Origin of the sequence: Coleofasciculus sp. FACHB-1120, assembly GCF_014698845.1 — a bacterium.
Classification (GTDB): domain Bacteria; phylum Cyanobacteriota; class Cyanobacteriia; order Cyanobacteriales; family FACHB-T130; genus FACHB-T130.
In genome coordinates this window covers 21,298-38,383 of sequence record NZ_JACJTV010000008.1, presented here as the reverse complement: position 1 = coordinate 38,383, position 17,086 = coordinate 21,298, and the positions used below count along the sequence as shown (strand labels likewise).

The 17,086-nt window shown below is 46.4% G+C and carries 13 protein-coding genes; 8 read left to right on the top strand and 5 right to left on the bottom strand.

What is annotated here, in order from left to right; translation table 11 throughout:
• Positions 1–35: 35 nt before the first annotated feature.
• From H6H02_RS10090 to H6H02_RS10080, 3 genes are all read right to left on the bottom strand, one after another.
• Entirely contained in the window at positions 36–401 is a 366-nt protein-coding gene (locus H6H02_RS10090) for a DUF1818 family protein (protein WP_190817165.1), read from the bottom strand.
• A gap of 241 nt (positions 402–642) precedes the next feature.
• Positions 643–1,263 (bottom strand): hypothetical protein, encoded by a 621-nt coding sequence (locus H6H02_RS10085; protein ID WP_190817163.1) that lies wholly within the window; start codon positions 1,261–1,263, stop codon positions 643–645.
• 19 nt (positions 1,264–1,282) lie between these two features.
• A complete protein-coding gene (locus H6H02_RS10080; protein ID WP_190416141.1) occupies positions 1,283–1,510 on the bottom strand; it encodes a DNA-directed RNA polymerase subunit omega in 228 nt (75 codons plus the stop codon).
• A gap of 230 nt (positions 1,511–1,740) precedes the next feature.
• Between H6H02_RS10080 and H6H02_RS10075 the strand changes: the two genes are divergently transcribed.
• Entirely contained in the window at positions 1,741–2,478 is a 738-nt protein-coding gene (locus H6H02_RS10075; RefSeq protein ID WP_190817161.1) for a GDSL-type esterase/lipase family protein, read from the top strand.
• On the opposite strand, the gene H6H02_RS10070 is transcribed toward H6H02_RS10075, so the two are convergent.
• Positions 2,464–2,970 carry a pentapeptide repeat-containing protein gene (locus tag H6H02_RS10070; protein ID WP_190817388.1) on the bottom strand — a complete coding sequence of 169 codons (507 nt, stop codon included), beginning with the start codon at positions 2,968–2,970 and terminating at the stop codon, positions 2,464–2,466. The two genes, H6H02_RS10075 and H6H02_RS10070, sit on opposite strands and share 15 nt — an antisense overlap.
• A gap of 135 nt (positions 2,971–3,105) precedes the next feature.
• On the bottom strand, positions 3,106–4,548 hold the full coding sequence (locus H6H02_RS10065; protein WP_347342596.1) for an LCP family protein: 1,443 nt from the start codon (positions 4,546–4,548) through the stop codon (positions 3,106–3,108).
• A gap of 30 nt (positions 4,549–4,578) precedes the next feature.
• Between H6H02_RS10065 and H6H02_RS10060 the strand changes: the two genes are divergently transcribed.
• The 7 genes from H6H02_RS10060 to H6H02_RS10025 all read left to right on the top strand — a co-directional run bounded on the left by H6H02_RS10060 (position 4,579) and on the right by H6H02_RS10025 (position 16,955).
• Positions 4,579–4,857, top strand: coding sequence for a hypothetical protein (locus tag H6H02_RS10060; RefSeq protein WP_190817159.1), 279 nt, complete (start codon positions 4,579–4,581; stop codon positions 4,855–4,857).
• The gene (locus tag H6H02_RS10055; RefSeq protein ID WP_190817157.1) at positions 4,817–5,878 is read left to right on the top strand and encodes a mannose-1-phosphate guanylyltransferase; all 1,062 of its coding nucleotides are present in this window, start codon (positions 4,817–4,819) and stop codon (positions 5,876–5,878) included. Before H6H02_RS10060 ends, H6H02_RS10055 begins: the two co-directional genes overlap by 41 nt.
• 134 nt (positions 5,879–6,012) lie before the next feature.
• Positions 6,013–7,665, top strand: coding sequence for an AarF/ABC1/UbiB kinase family protein (locus H6H02_RS10050; protein WP_347277012.1), 1,653 nt, complete (start codon positions 6,013–6,015; stop codon positions 7,663–7,665).
• Positions 7,666–8,146: 481 nt separating this feature from the next.
• Entirely contained in the window at positions 8,147–9,190 is a 1,044-nt protein-coding gene (locus tag H6H02_RS10045) for a class I SAM-dependent DNA methyltransferase (protein WP_199329094.1), read from the top strand.
• A 201-nt stretch (positions 9,191–9,391) separates the two neighbouring features.
• Entirely contained in the window at positions 9,392–9,763 is a 372-nt protein-coding gene (locus H6H02_RS10035) for a hypothetical protein (protein WP_190817411.1), read from the top strand.
• Positions 9,764–10,329: 566 nt separating this feature from the next.
• Positions 10,330–16,329 (top strand): AAA family ATPase, encoded by a 6,000-nt coding sequence (locus H6H02_RS10030; RefSeq protein ID WP_190817155.1) that lies wholly within the window; start codon positions 10,330–10,332, stop codon positions 16,327–16,329.
• Complete coding sequence (locus H6H02_RS10025) at positions 16,326–16,955, top strand: response regulator transcription factor (protein WP_190817153.1); 630 nt, start codon at positions 16,326–16,328, stop codon at positions 16,953–16,955. Before H6H02_RS10030 ends, H6H02_RS10025 begins: the two co-directional genes overlap by 4 nt.
• Positions 16,956–17,086: the final 131 nt, after the last annotated feature.

The following is a 17,086-nucleotide window of genomic DNA, read 5'->3' as shown; positions in this document are numbered from 1 at the left end:
GTATATCAGCTTATTTAAAGCTGTCAAGATGCAATCTAGAAAACCTTTAACATTTGAGCCGCTTGCATCAACCCAGGCACGGCGGCAGGAGTCCAGCTACCCTCGCCCCGCCGTCCTGTGTGGAGAATGAAGCGAAGCCTGTAAGCGTGGGGATAGCCCTCCACTTCCATCCAAAGTAAGTCGCTTTCGGTTTCGCAGGCGATTTTCTCCTCTTCCATCAACTCAGCGGCAATCTGGCTCATACTCTCTGCCAATTGCTCCAGTAAGCGACAAAACTCATTTAACTCTGCCTCTGTCAGCTCTATCGCCCAATCATCCCCACCGACTAACCCTTTAAACTCAGTCGTGTTAGGGTTCCACCCAATGCGCCAGCCAACTCCACTTTTAATGAGACGTTCCATGAAGGTAATAAAAAATTAGAAGAATCTAGCACTTACGCACTGTACAAAATTCCTGTTGTATGGATTAACCAATTTTGGTCGTTTCAGGCTTTTGAGGATTAACTTCAGATAAATCGCGATCGCGATTTAATCGTCAAACAATGAAGTTTGAATGCCCCAAACCCATACCTCATCTTTGGGATTGCCGGTTAAAGCATAAGCCCTACTAATTAGAATTTTTTCTTTAATTTTTAATTTCTCATTACTTGAGTAACTGAGCATCTCCTGGCTGAGGCAGTGCTAGCCCTCCACTGGGTTTGGGTGCTGCCTGTGGCTGAGGCGAAGCGCTGGGAGAAGGTACGGGTGCCTGCTGCGGAGAATTGGGAGTGAACAGGCTCACGAGGACTTGAACTAAGGCGTCTCGTTGCGGTCGATTCAGACGTTCAATGACCGCGCGATCGCTCTGCATGGGATTTTTCTGCAACGTATCATAACCGGGATATAGCGACTCCTCGATTAGTTCGTTTGCGCCCAGATAGTCCGCCAAGGTCAGTTTCCAGTCCAGCCGATAGTTGGGTGGACGTGACTTTACATAAACGTGATACCGGATGATGCGCCCCACTAGCGTATTTTCCGATGCCTGCTTGCCAGTCTCCTTACTGATGTATTGATTTTCTAGCGGCAAATCCGGTAGGCGTTGATAAACTTGCCGCCAGACATCCTGGGTTCCGTACATCTGAGCAATGGCAGGCTGTTCGGAAAGATGAAAGAGCGAGGATGAAGGATCAAAGATGCTTCCCCAAGGAAATAAAAACAGCACCGTTAGAGAGGCAACGGCAAAACGTAGCATTCGCTTGGGAAATTTCCTGGTTTGTCGCTTCATCTTGCTTCTTGTTTTTTATCTAATCGCCAATGATTTCTGGTTGCGTTAGCTCATCGGACATTTCCAGAATCGCCCGCAGCACTGGCTTCATCATCGGATCGTCAACATTATCAAAGTCTTCATAGCGACGGCGCTTAGCGCGATTCGCTACTTGAACGGTAATCCGGTAGCGATTGGAAGCAGCACTCACCAGCTCTTCAGCCCGGAGTAAAACTTCGGTTGTATCAAACTTGAAACGCTTTTGCATCACGTTGGATTAGTTGTTAATTGTTGTTCGTGAGTAGCGGCGCACAGTCGCGCGACCCTCCTGTCACCTTGCACCCTTCAGTCTAGCAGGAGTCCCCAATTTTTGTGGCTGTTAGCACCGCCTGGAGATTCACTGAAGAATTTCTTTCAAGACAAAGAATCGTTTAATATTATGTAGATTCTTATCAATCTATCTATATCATTCTGGAAATAAATTCGAGATTACAGTCCATGCAAACCCTTGTCCCTCCTACGATTAAGCCGTTTCCTGAAAGCGAGCGCCATCCTCTGAAGCTTGTAGCACTGGGAGACAGTCTTGTTTATGGATTCGGCGATCCGGAAGGTGGCGGGTGGGTAGAGCGGCTGCGACGTCGCTGGATGTTGCCGGATAGTCCGGGACACGTTCTCTACAATTTGGGTGTCCGGGGTGACGGCATCAGCCAAGTGCAACAGCGGTTAGAGCAGGAGTTTCGCCATCGCGGTGAGCTGAGAAATCGCGTACCCGATGCAATTATTCTATCAGTCGGAGTCAATGATTCGGCTCGGCTGGCTCGGCCGACTGGGCGAAATTTTACCGACTTTGAAGTTTTCAAAACAGAAATGACTTTGTTGCTAGAGCGATGTACTCATAGCGCAACCGCAACGCTAACCCAAAGATTCTGTCCGGTACTCTTTGTCGGGATGGTGCCGGTAGATGAAGCGAAAATGCCATTTCTCGACTGTTTTTACTATAATCACGCCGATCAATATCGCTATAAAGAAGCAACGCGGCTAGCGTGTCAGGCGCGACAGATTCCTTATCTGGATATTTTCGAGATGTGGATGAATCGGGGTGAAGATTGGTGGCGATCGCATCTTACAGAAGACGGACTCCACCCCAATGTCTCAGGCTATCAGGCATTACTCCAAGATGTCCTCAACTGGGAGCCAATGCAACAATTGGCAAACGACAGCTTAGCGACAGCCTAAGCTGTCCCGCGTAGAAACGCCCGTCACTGGGTTCACACCTTCTGCTCGCTGACAGAGCTGAGATACTTCGTAGCGGTCAATCAGTGCATCCGTAAAATCAGCACCCGTAATGGTGGTGTCGTAGAAGCGAGTCCGCGTCAACGTCGCTTCTGCTAAAATCGCGTTGGTTAAATTAGCCTCGTCTAACGTTACTCGGTCTATCAAAGCCCCTGTTAGGTTTGCCCCTTCTAGATTTGCTTTTAATAAAACTCCTTTGGTGAGAATCGCATTGGTAAGGTCAGCTCCCTGGAAGTTTGTTCCTCGCATTTCAGCCGCCACAAATACCCCACCGACTAAATCAGCATTCGAGAAATCCCGATTTTCCAAATTAATATTGGTGTAATTAATTGTCCCTACCTGAGCAAACGCAGGAGTAGCACTCAACATCACCCACAGCCATGCCAAAGCTAATAGCAAGATAGCGCTAAGCACGCGCACCACAAAGTTTTTAATGGCTTTTGAAGTTAAAGGTTGCATAGAATCAATCAAAAATTAAACGGAAAATTGGGCTTTCCATTTCGGGAGCATCCCAATGCTTGTAAAAAGAGCGCAATTCTATTTGCTAGGTGTATTTACTATTCTTACAATTCATTTTACATTTTTCATTGTATCGAGCCAGTCTTCACCCACTCGCAGGGTGATCTCAGATTCCAAATCGCCTGTAGAAGCCGCTTCAATATGACCGACGCCCAGCACTTTTTTCAAAGCTGCGGCTTTTGTTAAGTCGCCTTGCTGCACAATAATTTGAGTTTGGCGTTCGCGGTCGGGCCAATCATTTACGACATAAACATTCACAAATCCCTTCGCCGCCAGATATTCAGAAACGCGATAACCGATATTAGGCTGCTCCGTGGCATTTTGGATCGCAATTCTCAGCCTGGTCAGAGAACGGCTTGCCTCTACAGTTCCCATCATTTCTTGTCCAAAATATTGGCTCATGATTCGATCTTTGCCCTCTGAATCCAGAATCCAATAGCTGGCGATGTACTCTTGGGGGTCGCTGAATCGACCGGGTAATAACACCATTTTGAAATCATCTTGCTCCAAGTTGATGCCAAAATTTGCCAGTGCTAGGGTTTCTTCTAGGCTGAGGTTCGTGTCAACGTACTTCCACATCACCCGGATTAATTGAGGCAATCGAGGGAATACAGCGGGGTTCGTTAGACGCTGCCGCAATGACTTGAGAAGGGCTTGCTGTCGCTGAACCCGACCAATATCGCCATTCTTGTCATTCCGGAACCGCGCAAACTGTTCTGCTTGGTCACCATTGAGAGTTTGCCAGCCTGGGGAAAGATCGATTTTGAGTTTTTGGGTTTCGTCTACATAGGACATCTGGCGAGGAACAAATACCTCAATTCCGCCCACCAAATCCACTAACTCCCGAAAGGCATCGGTGGTAACTCGCACGTATCGATCGATTTGCACGTTGTTTAAGGTGCGACTGACAACTCGTGCAGATAAGGGTGCGCCCCCGTTAACATTCGCCTGATTGATCTTATTAAAACCAACGCCGGGAATTTCCACTCGCGTATCTCGTGGAATGGAAAGCATTTTCACAGAATGGTCGGTCGGATCTAACCGCAACAGCAGCATCGTATCGCTGTTGCCGGTGAAATTATCCGGCGAGTCATCCGGTGAGTTGTGGAGGCGGTCAATTCCCATAACCAGGATATTGACGGGTCGCGCCAGACGGTACTGAAAGCCCCTACCCCAGCCATCAGGCGCGGTCTTTTGTCCTGGGGTCTGGGAGGCAACGATCGGCGACAAAGGCGTAATCAGTGCTAACGTTGCTCCCACTGTGGCAGAAACTGTTGCTGTGACAATAAAGGCAGCAATCCATAACAAGCGCCGTCCCAAGCTTTTTCTTTGGGGCGAGACTTTCTTTGCGACATCGCTTGTCTGCGATTGGGGTGAGGGATCGGAATTGTCATCAACGGCATCTGTATGGGGTGCCTGCTGATTGCCAGAACCCTTAGACGTTTCCATTTCGGAGTCTGGACTGGTTTGAGACTTTTTGATACCTTCTTCCACGTTTACCTCACGACCACAATCGCAGACTAGATGTATCTTTCTGAAGACTTATTTCCAAGGTGGATTATAACTTCAGGTTCTCCATCTCCCAAAGGAAATGACATTGCATTGCAGGGGTGCCTTAAGCTTGCTTCTACAGGTTGGTTTCTACAGAAAGTGGGAGAGAAGTTGCACGAGGCGTTTTATCGGCAGTGGGCACAAAGGTTAAACAGCGATCGCGATCGCGTCAAGGTTAACATAGAGCCGAAAAGAATCGCTAAAGCCAAAAATGAACCAATCGCTAATACCTGTCATTCTCGCCGGTGGTAAAGGGGAACGCTTCTGGCCCCTCAGCCGCAAGCACCGACCCAAGCAGTTTTTAAGTTTGGATGGCAGCGGCAAGAGTTTGCTGCAAGCAACTGCCGACCGGCTGTTATCTCTGGCTGGAGGCTGGGAAAAGCTATGGGTCGTTACTTCAGCTTTGCTAGCAGATGGAGTGAAAGAACAACTGCCCCAGCTACCCGTAGAAAATTTGTTGGTTGAACCAGAGGGGCGCGATACTGCCCCAGCGGTCGCTTGGACAACACTGGAAATTGCCAAGCGCTATGGAGAAAACGCCGTTGTGGGCTTTTTCCCCGCCGACCACTGGATCGCTGATGAGAAGGCTTTTCAACAAACGCTGGAAGCTGGTGCCAGCTTGGCAGCAACTCAGCCGTCGATTGTGACGCTGGGGATTCAGCCGAATTATCCATCGACGGGCTATGGTTACATTGAGCAAGGGGAAGAAACTGGCAAGGTTGGGGAATTTCCTGCCTACCGCGTCAGCCGATTCACGGAAAAACCCGACCGCCCGACGGCGGAAGAGTTTCTGGCAACGGGTCGATTCAGCTGGAACAGCGGAATGTTCATCTTTCAAGCTGGGGTCGTGCTAGATGAACTCCGCACTTACGCGCCGGAAATTATTCATCTTCTCGAAGAAAAAGGTGTCGAAGCTTACTCTCAGGTGCCGAAGAAGAGTATCGACTATGCGCTGATGGAGAAGACGCAGCTGGCTTATGTGCTGCCAGTGTCTTTTGGCTGGGACGATTTGGGAGATTGGAACGCCATCGAACGGTTGCTGAAAGGGGATAAGCCGAACGTGGAACTGGCGACTCATGTGGGGATGGATACGCAAGGGGCGATTCTCTACGCCGAGGGTGAGGATGAGGTAATTGTGACGATTGGGATGGAGGATGTAGTGATTGTGCGCGATCGCAATGTCACGCTGATTGTCAAAAAAGACCGCACCCAAGAAATCAAAAAGGTTCTTGAGTTGCTACGGGCTGATCCCAATCTCGAAAAGTTGCTGTAATCTACCCTCCAACGGAAGGCAGAAGTTGAAAGTATGAAGTATTAATAAGGAGGATGATTGCTAATGGCGAATTGCGAATTGTTCAACAGCCATTAGCCATACTTCCGTAATTCCATTCGCCATTCGCAAAACCCGTGTTTTCCTTAACCCAAACCACTTCTCGCCAACGCGAAATCCTTGAAGTCGTCTTCCGCAACGGTTGGGACTACATGAGACGGCTCTTGACCGGCGGTAAAGCTGATGAACCGAGACTGCCGACCCCCGCCGTCCTCCGCAACATCTTAGTGGATTTGGGGCCAGTCTACGTCAAGCTGGGGCAATTGCTCTCGACTCGCCCGGACTTACTCTCGGCGGACTACATTGAAAAACTGTCAACGCTTCAATCTGAGGTGCCGCCCGTGCCTTGGTCAGAGGTTGAAGTGGTGATCCGGAAGCAATTAGATCGCCCGATGGAGGAAGTTTTCAGTACCATCAACCCGGTGGCGGTTGCTGCTGGTTCAATTGCTCAGACGCATCGCGCCACCTTAGCAGATGGGCGGGAAGTGGCTCTAAAGGTGCAGCGACCTGGAATTGATGCGATTATCTCTCAAGATATTTCCATCATTAAAGGTTTAGCCGATTTAGTTGCTCGCACCGATATTGGGCCAGATATCGATATTGTCGCTTTAGCTAACGAATTTTCTAATGCTTTGCTGGCTGAGCTTGATTTTACCCAAGAAGCTAATTTCACCAACCAGCTACGCCGCAATTTATCAACCAGCCGCTGGTTTGACCCGAAGCAGGTGGTGATTCCAGAAATTATTTGGCAGTTAACCACCCAAAAGCTATTGGTGCTGGAATGGCTAGATGGGGTGCCGCTGTTAGAGGCAAATTTCGAGCAAATCAACGACGGTAAAAGCCCCAGCGACCAGCGGCGAGACATCACTCGGCTACTGTGTCGCGTATTCTTTCAACAGTTGTATCTGGACGGTTTCTTTCACGCTGACCCGCATCCAGGCAATATTTTTTATCTGAGAGATGGTCGCGTAGCGCTGCTTGACTTCGGGATGATCGGTCGACTAGACCCCCGCACTCAGCAGATTTTAACTGAGATGCTGTTAGCGATCGCAAATATTGATGCCCGTCGCTGTAGTCAGTTGACTTTGCAATTAGCTGAATCGGCTCAACCAGCAAATTTAGCAAAGTTAGAAAGTGACTTTGAAAAGCTGTTGCGAAAGTATTACAACCTGAGTCTGTCACAAATCAATTTGAGTCAAGTTTTTTATGAAGTGTTGCAAGTCGCCCGTGACAATAAAATCCGGTTGCCTAGCAATATGGGATTATATTCAAAAACGCTAGCAAATTTAGAGGGCACAGGGCATCTATTTGACCCAGACTTAAATCTCATCGAGGAAATTAAGCCTTTGATGACCGATTTATTCCGGCGTCAATTATTCGGAGATGACCCGTTGCAAGCTTTGCTGAGAACAGCTTTAGATATCAAAAGTTTGTCTTTGGAATCTCCCCGCCAAGTGGAGTTGCTGCTCGAAAGAATTACTTCTGAAACTTTGAAGTGGAATATCAAGATGCCAGACATCATTCCATTTCGCCGAAGTTTGGAGAACTCTGCTAACCGCCTTTCTTTCAGTGTTGTAGTGGGTTCCCTAATTATCGGGGCGGCGATTATCTCCAGCAATGCTCAAACAGGAGGGGGGCTATCTTTATTAAGCAATGGTTTATTTGCTGCTGCTAGCTTCCTGGGTTTGTGGCTAATTGTAAGCATCCTACGTTCTGGGCGTTTGAAGTGATAGAGTTACTGTTGTCCGTTGTACACAAACAATAGAGTTCTTAAGTGAACAATAGAGTTCTTAAGTGAACAATAGAGTTCTTTACTAACTGGCACACAGGTATAAGTACCTAAAGTCTACAGCCAGATTAGCTAATTAGCGATCTCTCTTGAAAAGCGTGGACAAAGACTCAGCAATGGAATGCTGATCAGCTTTGTTCGCGTTTTCTGTTTTTAACTACTCTTTTTGGCACACGACTGGAAACCTTAGTCGAGTTGTATAGAATTCATCGGTAGTTAGAGGGCTTTGGTGTTACTTGTAGACTTTAACCGAGAATCAATATGTACATTCCAGGCTAAAACCCAATCCAAAACCCAGAAGAATTGGATGTTACTTGCGCCTTGGCGGGTGGGAATACTAAGGGAGTGGCGTCTAAAGCCAAGCTATCAGTAGTTTAAAATGGTGTCCGGTCAACTCCCGACTCAAGAGGAAATCAAAGATAGTGCCACGTCGCAGCAAGCAGCAGCCCACCAAATCCATCAAATCAACTGAGCAAACTGAACTGAAATTTCCAGCGCCAGAGGATGAGAAGCTGGAGGTGTCGGCGATGGAGACGTGGCTGTGGGATGCGGCGTGTACGATTCGCGGCACGACTGACGCGCCGAAGTTCAAGGATTTTATTCTACCCCTGGTATTCTACAAGCGCCTCTCGGATGTGTTTGATGATGAGTTTGCCCGTCATGTGGAGGAGTTTGGGGATGAAGAGACTGCCCATGAGGTGATTGAGGCTGACCATAAGGATGCTATAACGACCGGACGCAAAGACCGGATGGTGCGCTACTACATCCCGGATGAGTATCGTTGGGACAAAATCCGCAATCACGGTGAGGAGGGATTGGGGGAGTTTATCACCACTGCGACTCGGAAAGTGACGGAACTCAACCCGGAACTGAAGGGTGTGCTGGATATTAAAGACTACAACGAAACTCAAAGCGGTCAGCGGACTCTGGGGGATGACCGTTTGGCGGCGTTGGTGGAGGTGGTGAGTCGCCATCGGTTGGGGTTGAAAAACACGAGTCCGGATGTGTTTGGGGATGCCTACGAGTATCTGCTGCGGAAGTTTGCCGAAGGGCAGGGGCAGAGTGCGGGGGAGTTTTTGACGCCGCCTGAGGTGGGTTGGTTGATGGCGGAAATTATTGACCCTGCACCCTACACTACAATCTATGACCCGACTTGTGGTTCGGCGAGGCTACTGATTAAACCGCGTTTGGTGTTTGAGCGCAATTACCCCGACCAGAAAAGCAAAGCGCCTAAACTCTACGGTCAGGAACTCAATCATACGACGTTCGCGATCGCCAAGATGAATGCGGTCATCTACGATTTTCGCGATTCGAGTTTGGAAATTGGTGACACGTTTCTCAATCCGAAGTTTGTGGAGACGGGTAAGGGGTTGATGCGCCATGACTACGCGGTTGCTAATCCCGTGTGCTATTTAAAGTCACAAATTTTGCGTCAAATGAGACGGTTTAAGAAATGCTGGTTTTAGCCATCCAGAGAATCTTAATTCCCTGTTATCAAGAAATTTTGTCTAATCTGAAGTGCTTGATTTGGGTTCGTTCTGACGAGGAAAAGATACAACCAAGTTTAAGGGAGAGGATACAGTTAGCATTTGACCATCCTGAGCTAGTAAGACGGTTTGGTTGTTTATTTTTGGGAGAAAGTGACCAGTTGATTAAAACGATCAAACTTGCAACGGAAGATTATCTTAGTGGACAATGTGGATTTTGACGCCGATAAAACTGGTTTTATCGGCGTCAATCTGAACGAGATCCACTTTACCTTAGCTGCGCTCATTCAAGAGTCGGCGCTGGGGCAGGCGAGAATTATTAATCTAGAACGGAAGCGCCCAATTCTTGCTACTTTCTTGAGGATCATCTGCCATTACGAGCGCTCATTCCCCCGCTTCTTTGTCTGGTGCCTTGCTGTCATCATTTTCTTCATTTTGGCGTATAACTTTCTCTCAGCCTCTCTAGTTAGAGCGGACAACCTAACCCCTTCTGGGGGATTGTGGGATAGCTTTTATATTCTCTGCGACAACCTTCACCTCTCTCTCGTCTAACCTTCAGGCGGGTTCTGTTTTGGCGAAGATTTTGGTACTTGTCGAGGCGGTGATTGACTACCTAATGACCAAGTTGCTGGTGGCGATTTTGGTGAAAAGAACGATCCGAGATTAGAGGAAGCGCGCTTTTTTACGGCGAACAAGGTGGGGCAAAAAGGCAGTCAAAAACGTTCAAAGCGTTGCAAGGCAGGGAGATTTTCCGGCGAACGGATTTGAGGGCGCTGGTCTTGTAAAGGGAGCTTTGGATGTACAGCGATTGATTCACAATTGGGTAAGACCGCATTGGCGACTGACAAAAAATACGACTCCTGCAATGGCAATGGGATACTGCCAACGCCCGCTTTCAACGCATGAATTGTTGACCAAGGCAGAACCTGGCACTAATTAAGATACGTTTACCCTGGCAAGAAGGATAAATTTCTCATTTGAGAATGTTGGAATTATCCAGAATGACTGGAAAACCTAAACAGGGGATTCAAACTCTAAGTGTGAGGAAGTATATTCATGAAGCGTGCCTGTCTGACAGGCGCTAACTCAGCTCATGAAATTCATTGGGAGAGAGTTCAATGATTGCCCTACCTGGAATTGCCTTCCATTGCAAAATCTATGAGAGTTCAGTATCTCTAGTGTATCGGGGCATCAGAGTACAAGATGAGCGATCACTCATCGTAAAAATGCTCAAGCAAGATTATCCCTCTCCTCCAGAACTGACACGCTACAGACAAGAATATGAAATTACCCGTTCTCTCAATCTGGAGGGTGTTGTTAAGGCATACAGCCAGCAAGACTATCAACGGACACTCGTCATTCTCTTAGAAGATTTTGGTGGAGAGTCTCTAGAGCAATGGATGCATAAGCGACCAGAGACTTTCTGTCCCATGCCCTTAGCTACTTTTCTACCGCTTGCGATCAATCTGACAAACATTTTGGGCAGAATCCATGCCGCCAATGTCATTCATAAGGATATCAACCCAGGAAACATCGTTTTCAATCCGGATACTGGCGTTGTTAAAATTATTGACTTTGGGATTGCTACCCAATTTAGCCGTACAAATCCGACGTTCAAGAGCCATTATGGTTTAGAAGGAACTCTTGCCTATTTGTCTCCAGAGCAAACTGGGCGCATGAACCGTTCGCTCGATTACCGCACCGATTTTTACTCGCTTGGTGTGACATTCTATGAACTTCTAACCGGGTACCTGCCGTTTCCCACAGCAGACATCCTTGAGCTAGTCCATTGTCATATTGCCAAACACCCTGTTCCGCCCCATGAAATGAATCCAACGATTCCCAAACCCGTTTCAGATATTATTTTGAAACTGATGGCGAAAAATGCTGAAGAGCGTTATCAGAGTGCTTGGGGTATCAAAGCAGATTTAGAAAAAGGTTTTTGCAAGTTCGCAGAAACAGGTCAAATTGACAGTATTCAACTGGGTATTCAAGACGTTTGCGATCAGTTTCAAATTCCACAAAAACTGTATGGGCGCGAAGCAGAGATTGAAGCATTATTAGCAGCGTTTGACAGAGTAGCAGGAATGGGGAATGAACAATTGAGACTGAAGAATGAAGAAAAATCTGAATTCAAAGTCGAGATGATGTTGGTATCGGGCTACGCTGGGGTTGGGAAATCAGCATTAGTGCAGGAACTCTACAAACCTATTACTGCAAAGCGCGGTTATTTTGTATCTGGTAAATTTGATCAATTTGGGCGCAATATTCCCTATAGCGCGATCGCAGATGCCCTGCAAAAATTGGTGCAGCAACTGCTCAGTGAGCCAGATGAGCATCTGCAACAGTGGCGATCTCAACTGTTAACAGCTTTAGGAAGCAACGGACAAATCATCATTGATATCATCCCGGAAGTTGAATTAATTATCGGCAAGCAGCCGCCTGTATCAGAAGTTGGAGCAACTGAAGCTCAAAATCGCTTTCATCGAATCTTTGGGCAGTTTGTGCGGGTGTTTTGTTCAGAATCACATCCCCTGGTGATCTTCTTAGATGATTTGCAGTGGATAGACTCAGCAACGCTGAAGTTAATCGAGTTGATGCTGCTGGATGAGCAAACCCAATCCCTATTTTTGATTGGAGCCTATCGAGATAATGAAGTAAATCCAACGCATCCATTAGCATTAATGCTAGAGAGACTGCGAAAACAAGGGGCAGTACTTCAGGAAATTACCCTAACACCATTAACGCTTGAACCGTTAAGTCAGTTGATTGCCGAGACGCTACATCGGAATGCAGACACCGTTTGTCCATTAGCTGAGTTAGTTTTGCGTAAAACTGAGGGTAATCCGTTCTTTGTCAGTGAATTTTTGAGAAGGCTGCATAGCGAAAATTTATTGACCTTTTATGCTGAAGGCTTAAGCTGGCAGTGGAACATAGCTCAGATCCAAGCCCAAGATATCACTGATAATGTTGTGGAGTTGATGCTTCACAAGTTGAATAAACTACCAGAAAATACACAGCAAATTCTCCGGTTAGCTGCTTGCATCGGCGCTGAATTTAATTTAGATACTCTATCGATTGTTTGTGAAAAATCACATAAAACGGTTTTTCAAGATTTACTAACAGCCATACAAGTTGGATTAATTCAACCTCTATCTGAATTAGATGAAAACTTGTTAATTCAAGAGTATAAGTTCTTGCACGATCGCGTGCAGCAAGCCTCATACATCTTAATCGATGAATCGCAAAAACAAATTGTTCATTTACAAATTGGTCGCAATCTCCTCGGAAAAACTTTGCCAGAGAGACTATCAGACCGACTGTTTGAAATTGTCGATCATCTTAATCATGGAATTGAGCTTGTCACAGATCGACTAGAACGCAATGAAATTGCTAGATTAAATTTAATCACAGGACAGAAAGCAAAAGCTGCGATCGCCTATAGTGTGGCTCAAAACTATTTAGCCAGAGGTAGAGCATGGCTGACATACTCCAGTTGGCCAACTAACTATGAGCTGACCTTAGAGTTATATACAGAAACAACAGAAGTCGCGTATTTGTGTGGCGATTTTGAGCAGGTAGAATCGTGGGCGGCGATCGTTTTACAAGAAGCCAAAACCATTTTCGACATCGTGAAAGTTTACGAAGTCAAAATCCAAACCGATATCGCGCAGAACCAGCTATTAAAAGCAATAAATACTGGATTGCTAGTGTTACAGAAATTTGGGATCAGTTTTCCCGAAAAGCTCAGTGAATTAGATATTCAGCTTGAAATAGACGCGATCACATCACTCTTTAGCGAGATGCCGATTGAAGAGTTGAGCTATTTGCCCCAAATGGTCGAACAAGACAAGTTAGAAGCAATGAGAATCCTATCAAGGATAACGACCGTTGCCCAAATTGCGGCTCCTAATTTGATGCCTCTATTTGCGTCTAAGCAAGTCAGCTTGTCAATTCAGAATGGAAATGCGTCTACATCTCCTGTTGCCTATGCAAACTTTGGGTTAATTCTCTGTGGGTTGGTTGGAAACATCGAGTCTGGTTACGAATTTGGGCAGCTTGCCCTAAGACTTTTGTCACAGCCACATACCCATGCAATCAAATCTCGGACTCTAACAATTGTAAGTAGCTTTATTATCCATTGGAAGAAACATGTCAGGGAAACCTTGCCACAATTTCTAGAAGGCTATCAAAGTGGGCTTGAAACTGGAGATTTAGAGTTTGCTGCCTATTGTGCTCATTGTTATTGCTTTCACTCCTTTGCGGTCGGGAAAGAACTCGTGGAACTTGAACGTAATATGACCAAGTATGGTGAAGCAATCCGTCAAATTAAACAAGAAGTAGCACTTACCTGGAATCAGGTATATCAACAGTCTATCTTGAATTTAATCGGATGCTCAGTTAATCCATTCCGTCTGATTGGAGAAGCATACAATGAGGAAAGCAAACTGCCACAGCATGAAATAACAAATGATGGATTTGCAATCTTCAATGTACATTTTAATAAGCTTTTCCTATGCTATTTATTTTATGAGTACAATCAAGCAGTTCAGAACTCAGACATAGCACAAAATTATTTGCTCCAGATGACAGCTACCTTTGCTAAGGTTTTGTATTATTTCTATGATTCTTTAACTAGACTCGCAATATATCCTGAAAGCTGTGCTCAAGTACAGCCAGAAACTCTCAGAAAAGTTGCGGCTCATCAAAAAGAAATGAAACACTGGGCACACTATGCCCCGATGAATTATTTGCATAAATATTATCTAGTTGAGGCAGAGAAAGCGCGAGTTTTAGGGCGGTTGTTTGACGCAGAAGAACTCTACGAACAAGCAATTCTTGGTGCTAGAGACAATGAGTACATTCAAGAAGAAGCCTTAGCCTACGAATTAGCTGCCAAACATTATCTGGTGCGGGGTCGGGAAAAAATTGCCCAAACCTATATGAAAGAAGCTCATTACTGTTATGAGCGTTGGGGAGCAACTGCGAAAGTGAGAGATTTAGAAGCTCGCTATCCGCAGTTATTTCCTCATTTATCCAGCGTGGCTTCCACACCAATCCGCACTACTACTGGAACTACCTCTAATACCTCACATATCGCTTTTGATTTAACGGCAGTGATGAAGGCAACTCAGGCGATTTTGAGCGAAATTGAACTAGATCAGCTGCTCCGTTCCTTGATGAAGATATTAATCGAAAATGCTGGCGCACAAACAGGATTTTTGATTTTGGAAAACTCAAGAAAATGGGTGATTGAAGCGTCTAGTGAACTTAATGAGGGTGAGAATGTCTATGCTACACAAGTGCTGCAATCTATCCCAACTGCAAATCATCTACCTGAATCAATTATTAATTATGTGATTCGTACTCATGAATCTGTCATCTTAAATGATGCTACTCGTGAAGGTAATTTTATTAATGATCCCTATATTCAACACCACCAGACTCAATCAGTCTTTTGTTTACCTCTGCTCAATCAAAGCAAGCTCACCGGTGTGTTGTATCTAGAAAATCAGTTGGCAACTGGGGCATTTACACCGGAGCAATCGCAAATTCTAAGCCTACTTTCTACGCAGGCAGCGATCGCGATCGAAAATGCCAGACTTTATTCAAAGCTACGCGCCAGCGAAAGCAAAATGGCTCAATTTCTAGAAGCAGTTCCGGTGGGCATTGCCGTCATTGATGCGACGGGTCGCCCTTACTATGCCAATCAACGGGGCATTCATCTCATGGGCAAAGGGATTGATCCTGCCGTACTGCCGGCTCAAATCGCAGAGGCTTATCAATTTTATGTGACGGGAACAGATCAAATCTACCCTACTGAAAAAATGCCAATCATCCGAGCGTTGAGCGGCGAACGCACTACGATTGATGACGCAGAAATTCGCCAAAATAACCAAACGATCCCCGTTGAGGTGTGGGGTACTCCCGTCTTTGACGAACAAGGGAAGGTGGCTTATGCGATCACAGCCTTTCACGATATCACTGAGCGCAAACAAGCAGAGAAACTGCTAGCGGACTATAACCGAACATTGGAACAACGAGTAATTGAGCGGACTTTGCTGCTTTCGCAGGAGATTGAAGAGCGCCAACGAATTGAAAACGCCCTGCGCCAGAGTGAAGAGCAACGCAGGCTGACAATGGATTTCACCCACATCGGCAGTTGGAACTGGAATATCGTGGAAAATACAACAAACTGGAACGATAACCACGCTCGATTGCTGGGGTTGGTTCTAGGTGAAGTTGAGAGTAGCTATCAGGCATGGCGAGATCGCGTTCACCCAGAAGATATTCATCGGATTGAGCAAGCTGTTACAGCAGCTCTAGCAACCCATACCGATTTTGAAGCTGAATATCGAGTGATCTACCCAAATGGTAGTATTCACTGGTTGGTTGGTAGAGGTCGAGGAATTTATAACGCAGCCGGACAGCCTGTGCGAATGTTAGGGGTGATTCTTGATATTAGCGATCGCAAACGCGCCGAAGCCGCCTCGATTCTGGAAGAACGCAACCGCATGGCGCGAGAAATCCACGATACGCTGGCACAGTCCTTCACGGGCATTATCATTCACGCTAGATCTGCTGCTAGCAAGATAACGGTAGACGCAGAAAAAGCTCAGGCTTATCTGGCTCAAGTACAAAACTTAGCCCGAACTGGACTCGCAGAGGCACGCCGGTCTGTAGAGGCGCTGCGCCGTCCATACTTATTGGAAAATAACGATCTGCTCAGCGCTTTCAAGCAACTAACAAGCCAGCTAGAATCATCTACTGGTACGACAATCGTGTGTGAAGCCATCGGTATTCCCTATCCACTACCCTCTGAGGTGGAGAATAATCTGCTCAGGATTGGACAGGAAGCCTTGACTAATGCACTGAAGTACGCTACAGCAACCGAAATTCGCGTTGAACTGATATATCAGTCCACGCAGTGCAGATTACGAATTAAAGACGATGGACAGGGATTTCCCATTGATCGTTCTTCTAGTCACACTGGCTTTGGTTTATTAGGGATGTCAGAACGTGCCGCTCGCATTGGGGCACAACTCCAGATCCAGAGTACTCCTGGACAAGGAACAGAAATCGCAGTGTCCGTAAATCAGCCGGAAAAACCATCATGAATCAACCTAATACCATTCGTGTTCTGGTTGTAGACGATCACCCCGTTGTGCGTCAGGGCTTGGTCGGGATGCTAGAAGAAGTGCCAGATATTCTTGTTGTTGGACAAGCTGGAAATGGTCAGGAGGCACTTGCTGTCTTTCGTCAAGAACAGCCAGATGCAACTTTGATGGACTTGCGAATGCCCCAGATGGATGGAGTCGCTGCGATTACTGCCATCTGCACCGAGTTTCCTGCTGCTCGGATTATCGTATTGACGACTTACGAGGGCGATGAAGATATTTATCAGGGATTACGGGCAGGAGCCAAAGGATATTTACTCAAAGATGCTGAGCCAGAAGAATTGCTGGCTGCTATTCGCACCGTTCACAAAGGACAGAAGCACATTCCACCTCAGGTAGGTGCCAAACTCTTAGAGCGCATGACGAGTCCAGAATTAAGCGATCGCGAGTTAGAGGTACTTCAACTCATTACAACGGGCAAGAGTACCCAAGTCATTAGCAAGGCTCTACATATTACTGAACGCACTGTCAACTTTCATATCAATCATATTTTAAGTAAGTTGGGTGTAGAGGATCGCACTCAAGCGGTGATCGTTGCATTAAGGCGGGGCATTGTTAGCTTGTAGCGTCATACCTGTCAAATTTGTCAGGTTATCATCTGCATAATTTGTCAGCTTATATTCTGAAGTTTTTCTCAGCGACAAAATCGACTTAACTCTCTAAATTGAGAGTATGCAACAGATAACACAGAGGTATT

What these genes read in the sequence shown, in the direction of transcription:
- H6H02_RS10075 (WP_190817161.1), top strand. Translation starts at nt 1,741, where the DNA reads ATGCAAACCCTTGTCCCTCCTACGATTAAGCCGTTTCCTGAAAGCGAG.
- H6H02_RS10085 (WP_190817163.1), bottom strand. Translation starts at nt 1,263, where the DNA reads ATGAAGCGACAAACCAGGAAATTTCCCAAGCGAATGCTACGTTTTGCC.
- H6H02_RS10025 (WP_190817153.1), top strand. Translation starts at nt 16,326, where the DNA reads ATGAATCAACCTAATACCATTCGTGTTCTGGTTGTAGACGATCACCCC.
- H6H02_RS10060 (WP_190817159.1), top strand. Translation starts at nt 4,579, where the DNA reads ATGTATCTTTCTGAAGACTTATTTCCAAGGTGGATTATAACTTCAGGT.
- H6H02_RS10080 (WP_190416141.1), bottom strand. Translation starts at nt 1,510, where the DNA reads ATGCAAAAGCGTTTCAAGTTTGATACAACCGAAGTTTTACTCCGGGCT.
- H6H02_RS10055 (WP_190817157.1), top strand. Translation starts at nt 4,817, where the DNA reads ATGAACCAATCGCTAATACCTGTCATTCTCGCCGGTGGTAAAGGGGAA.
- H6H02_RS10030 (WP_190817155.1), top strand. Translation starts at nt 10,330, where the DNA reads ATGATTGCCCTACCTGGAATTGCCTTCCATTGCAAAATCTATGAGAGT.
- H6H02_RS10090 (WP_190817165.1), bottom strand. Translation starts at nt 401, where the DNA reads ATGGAACGTCTCATTAAAAGTGGAGTTGGCTGGCGCATTGGGTGGAAC.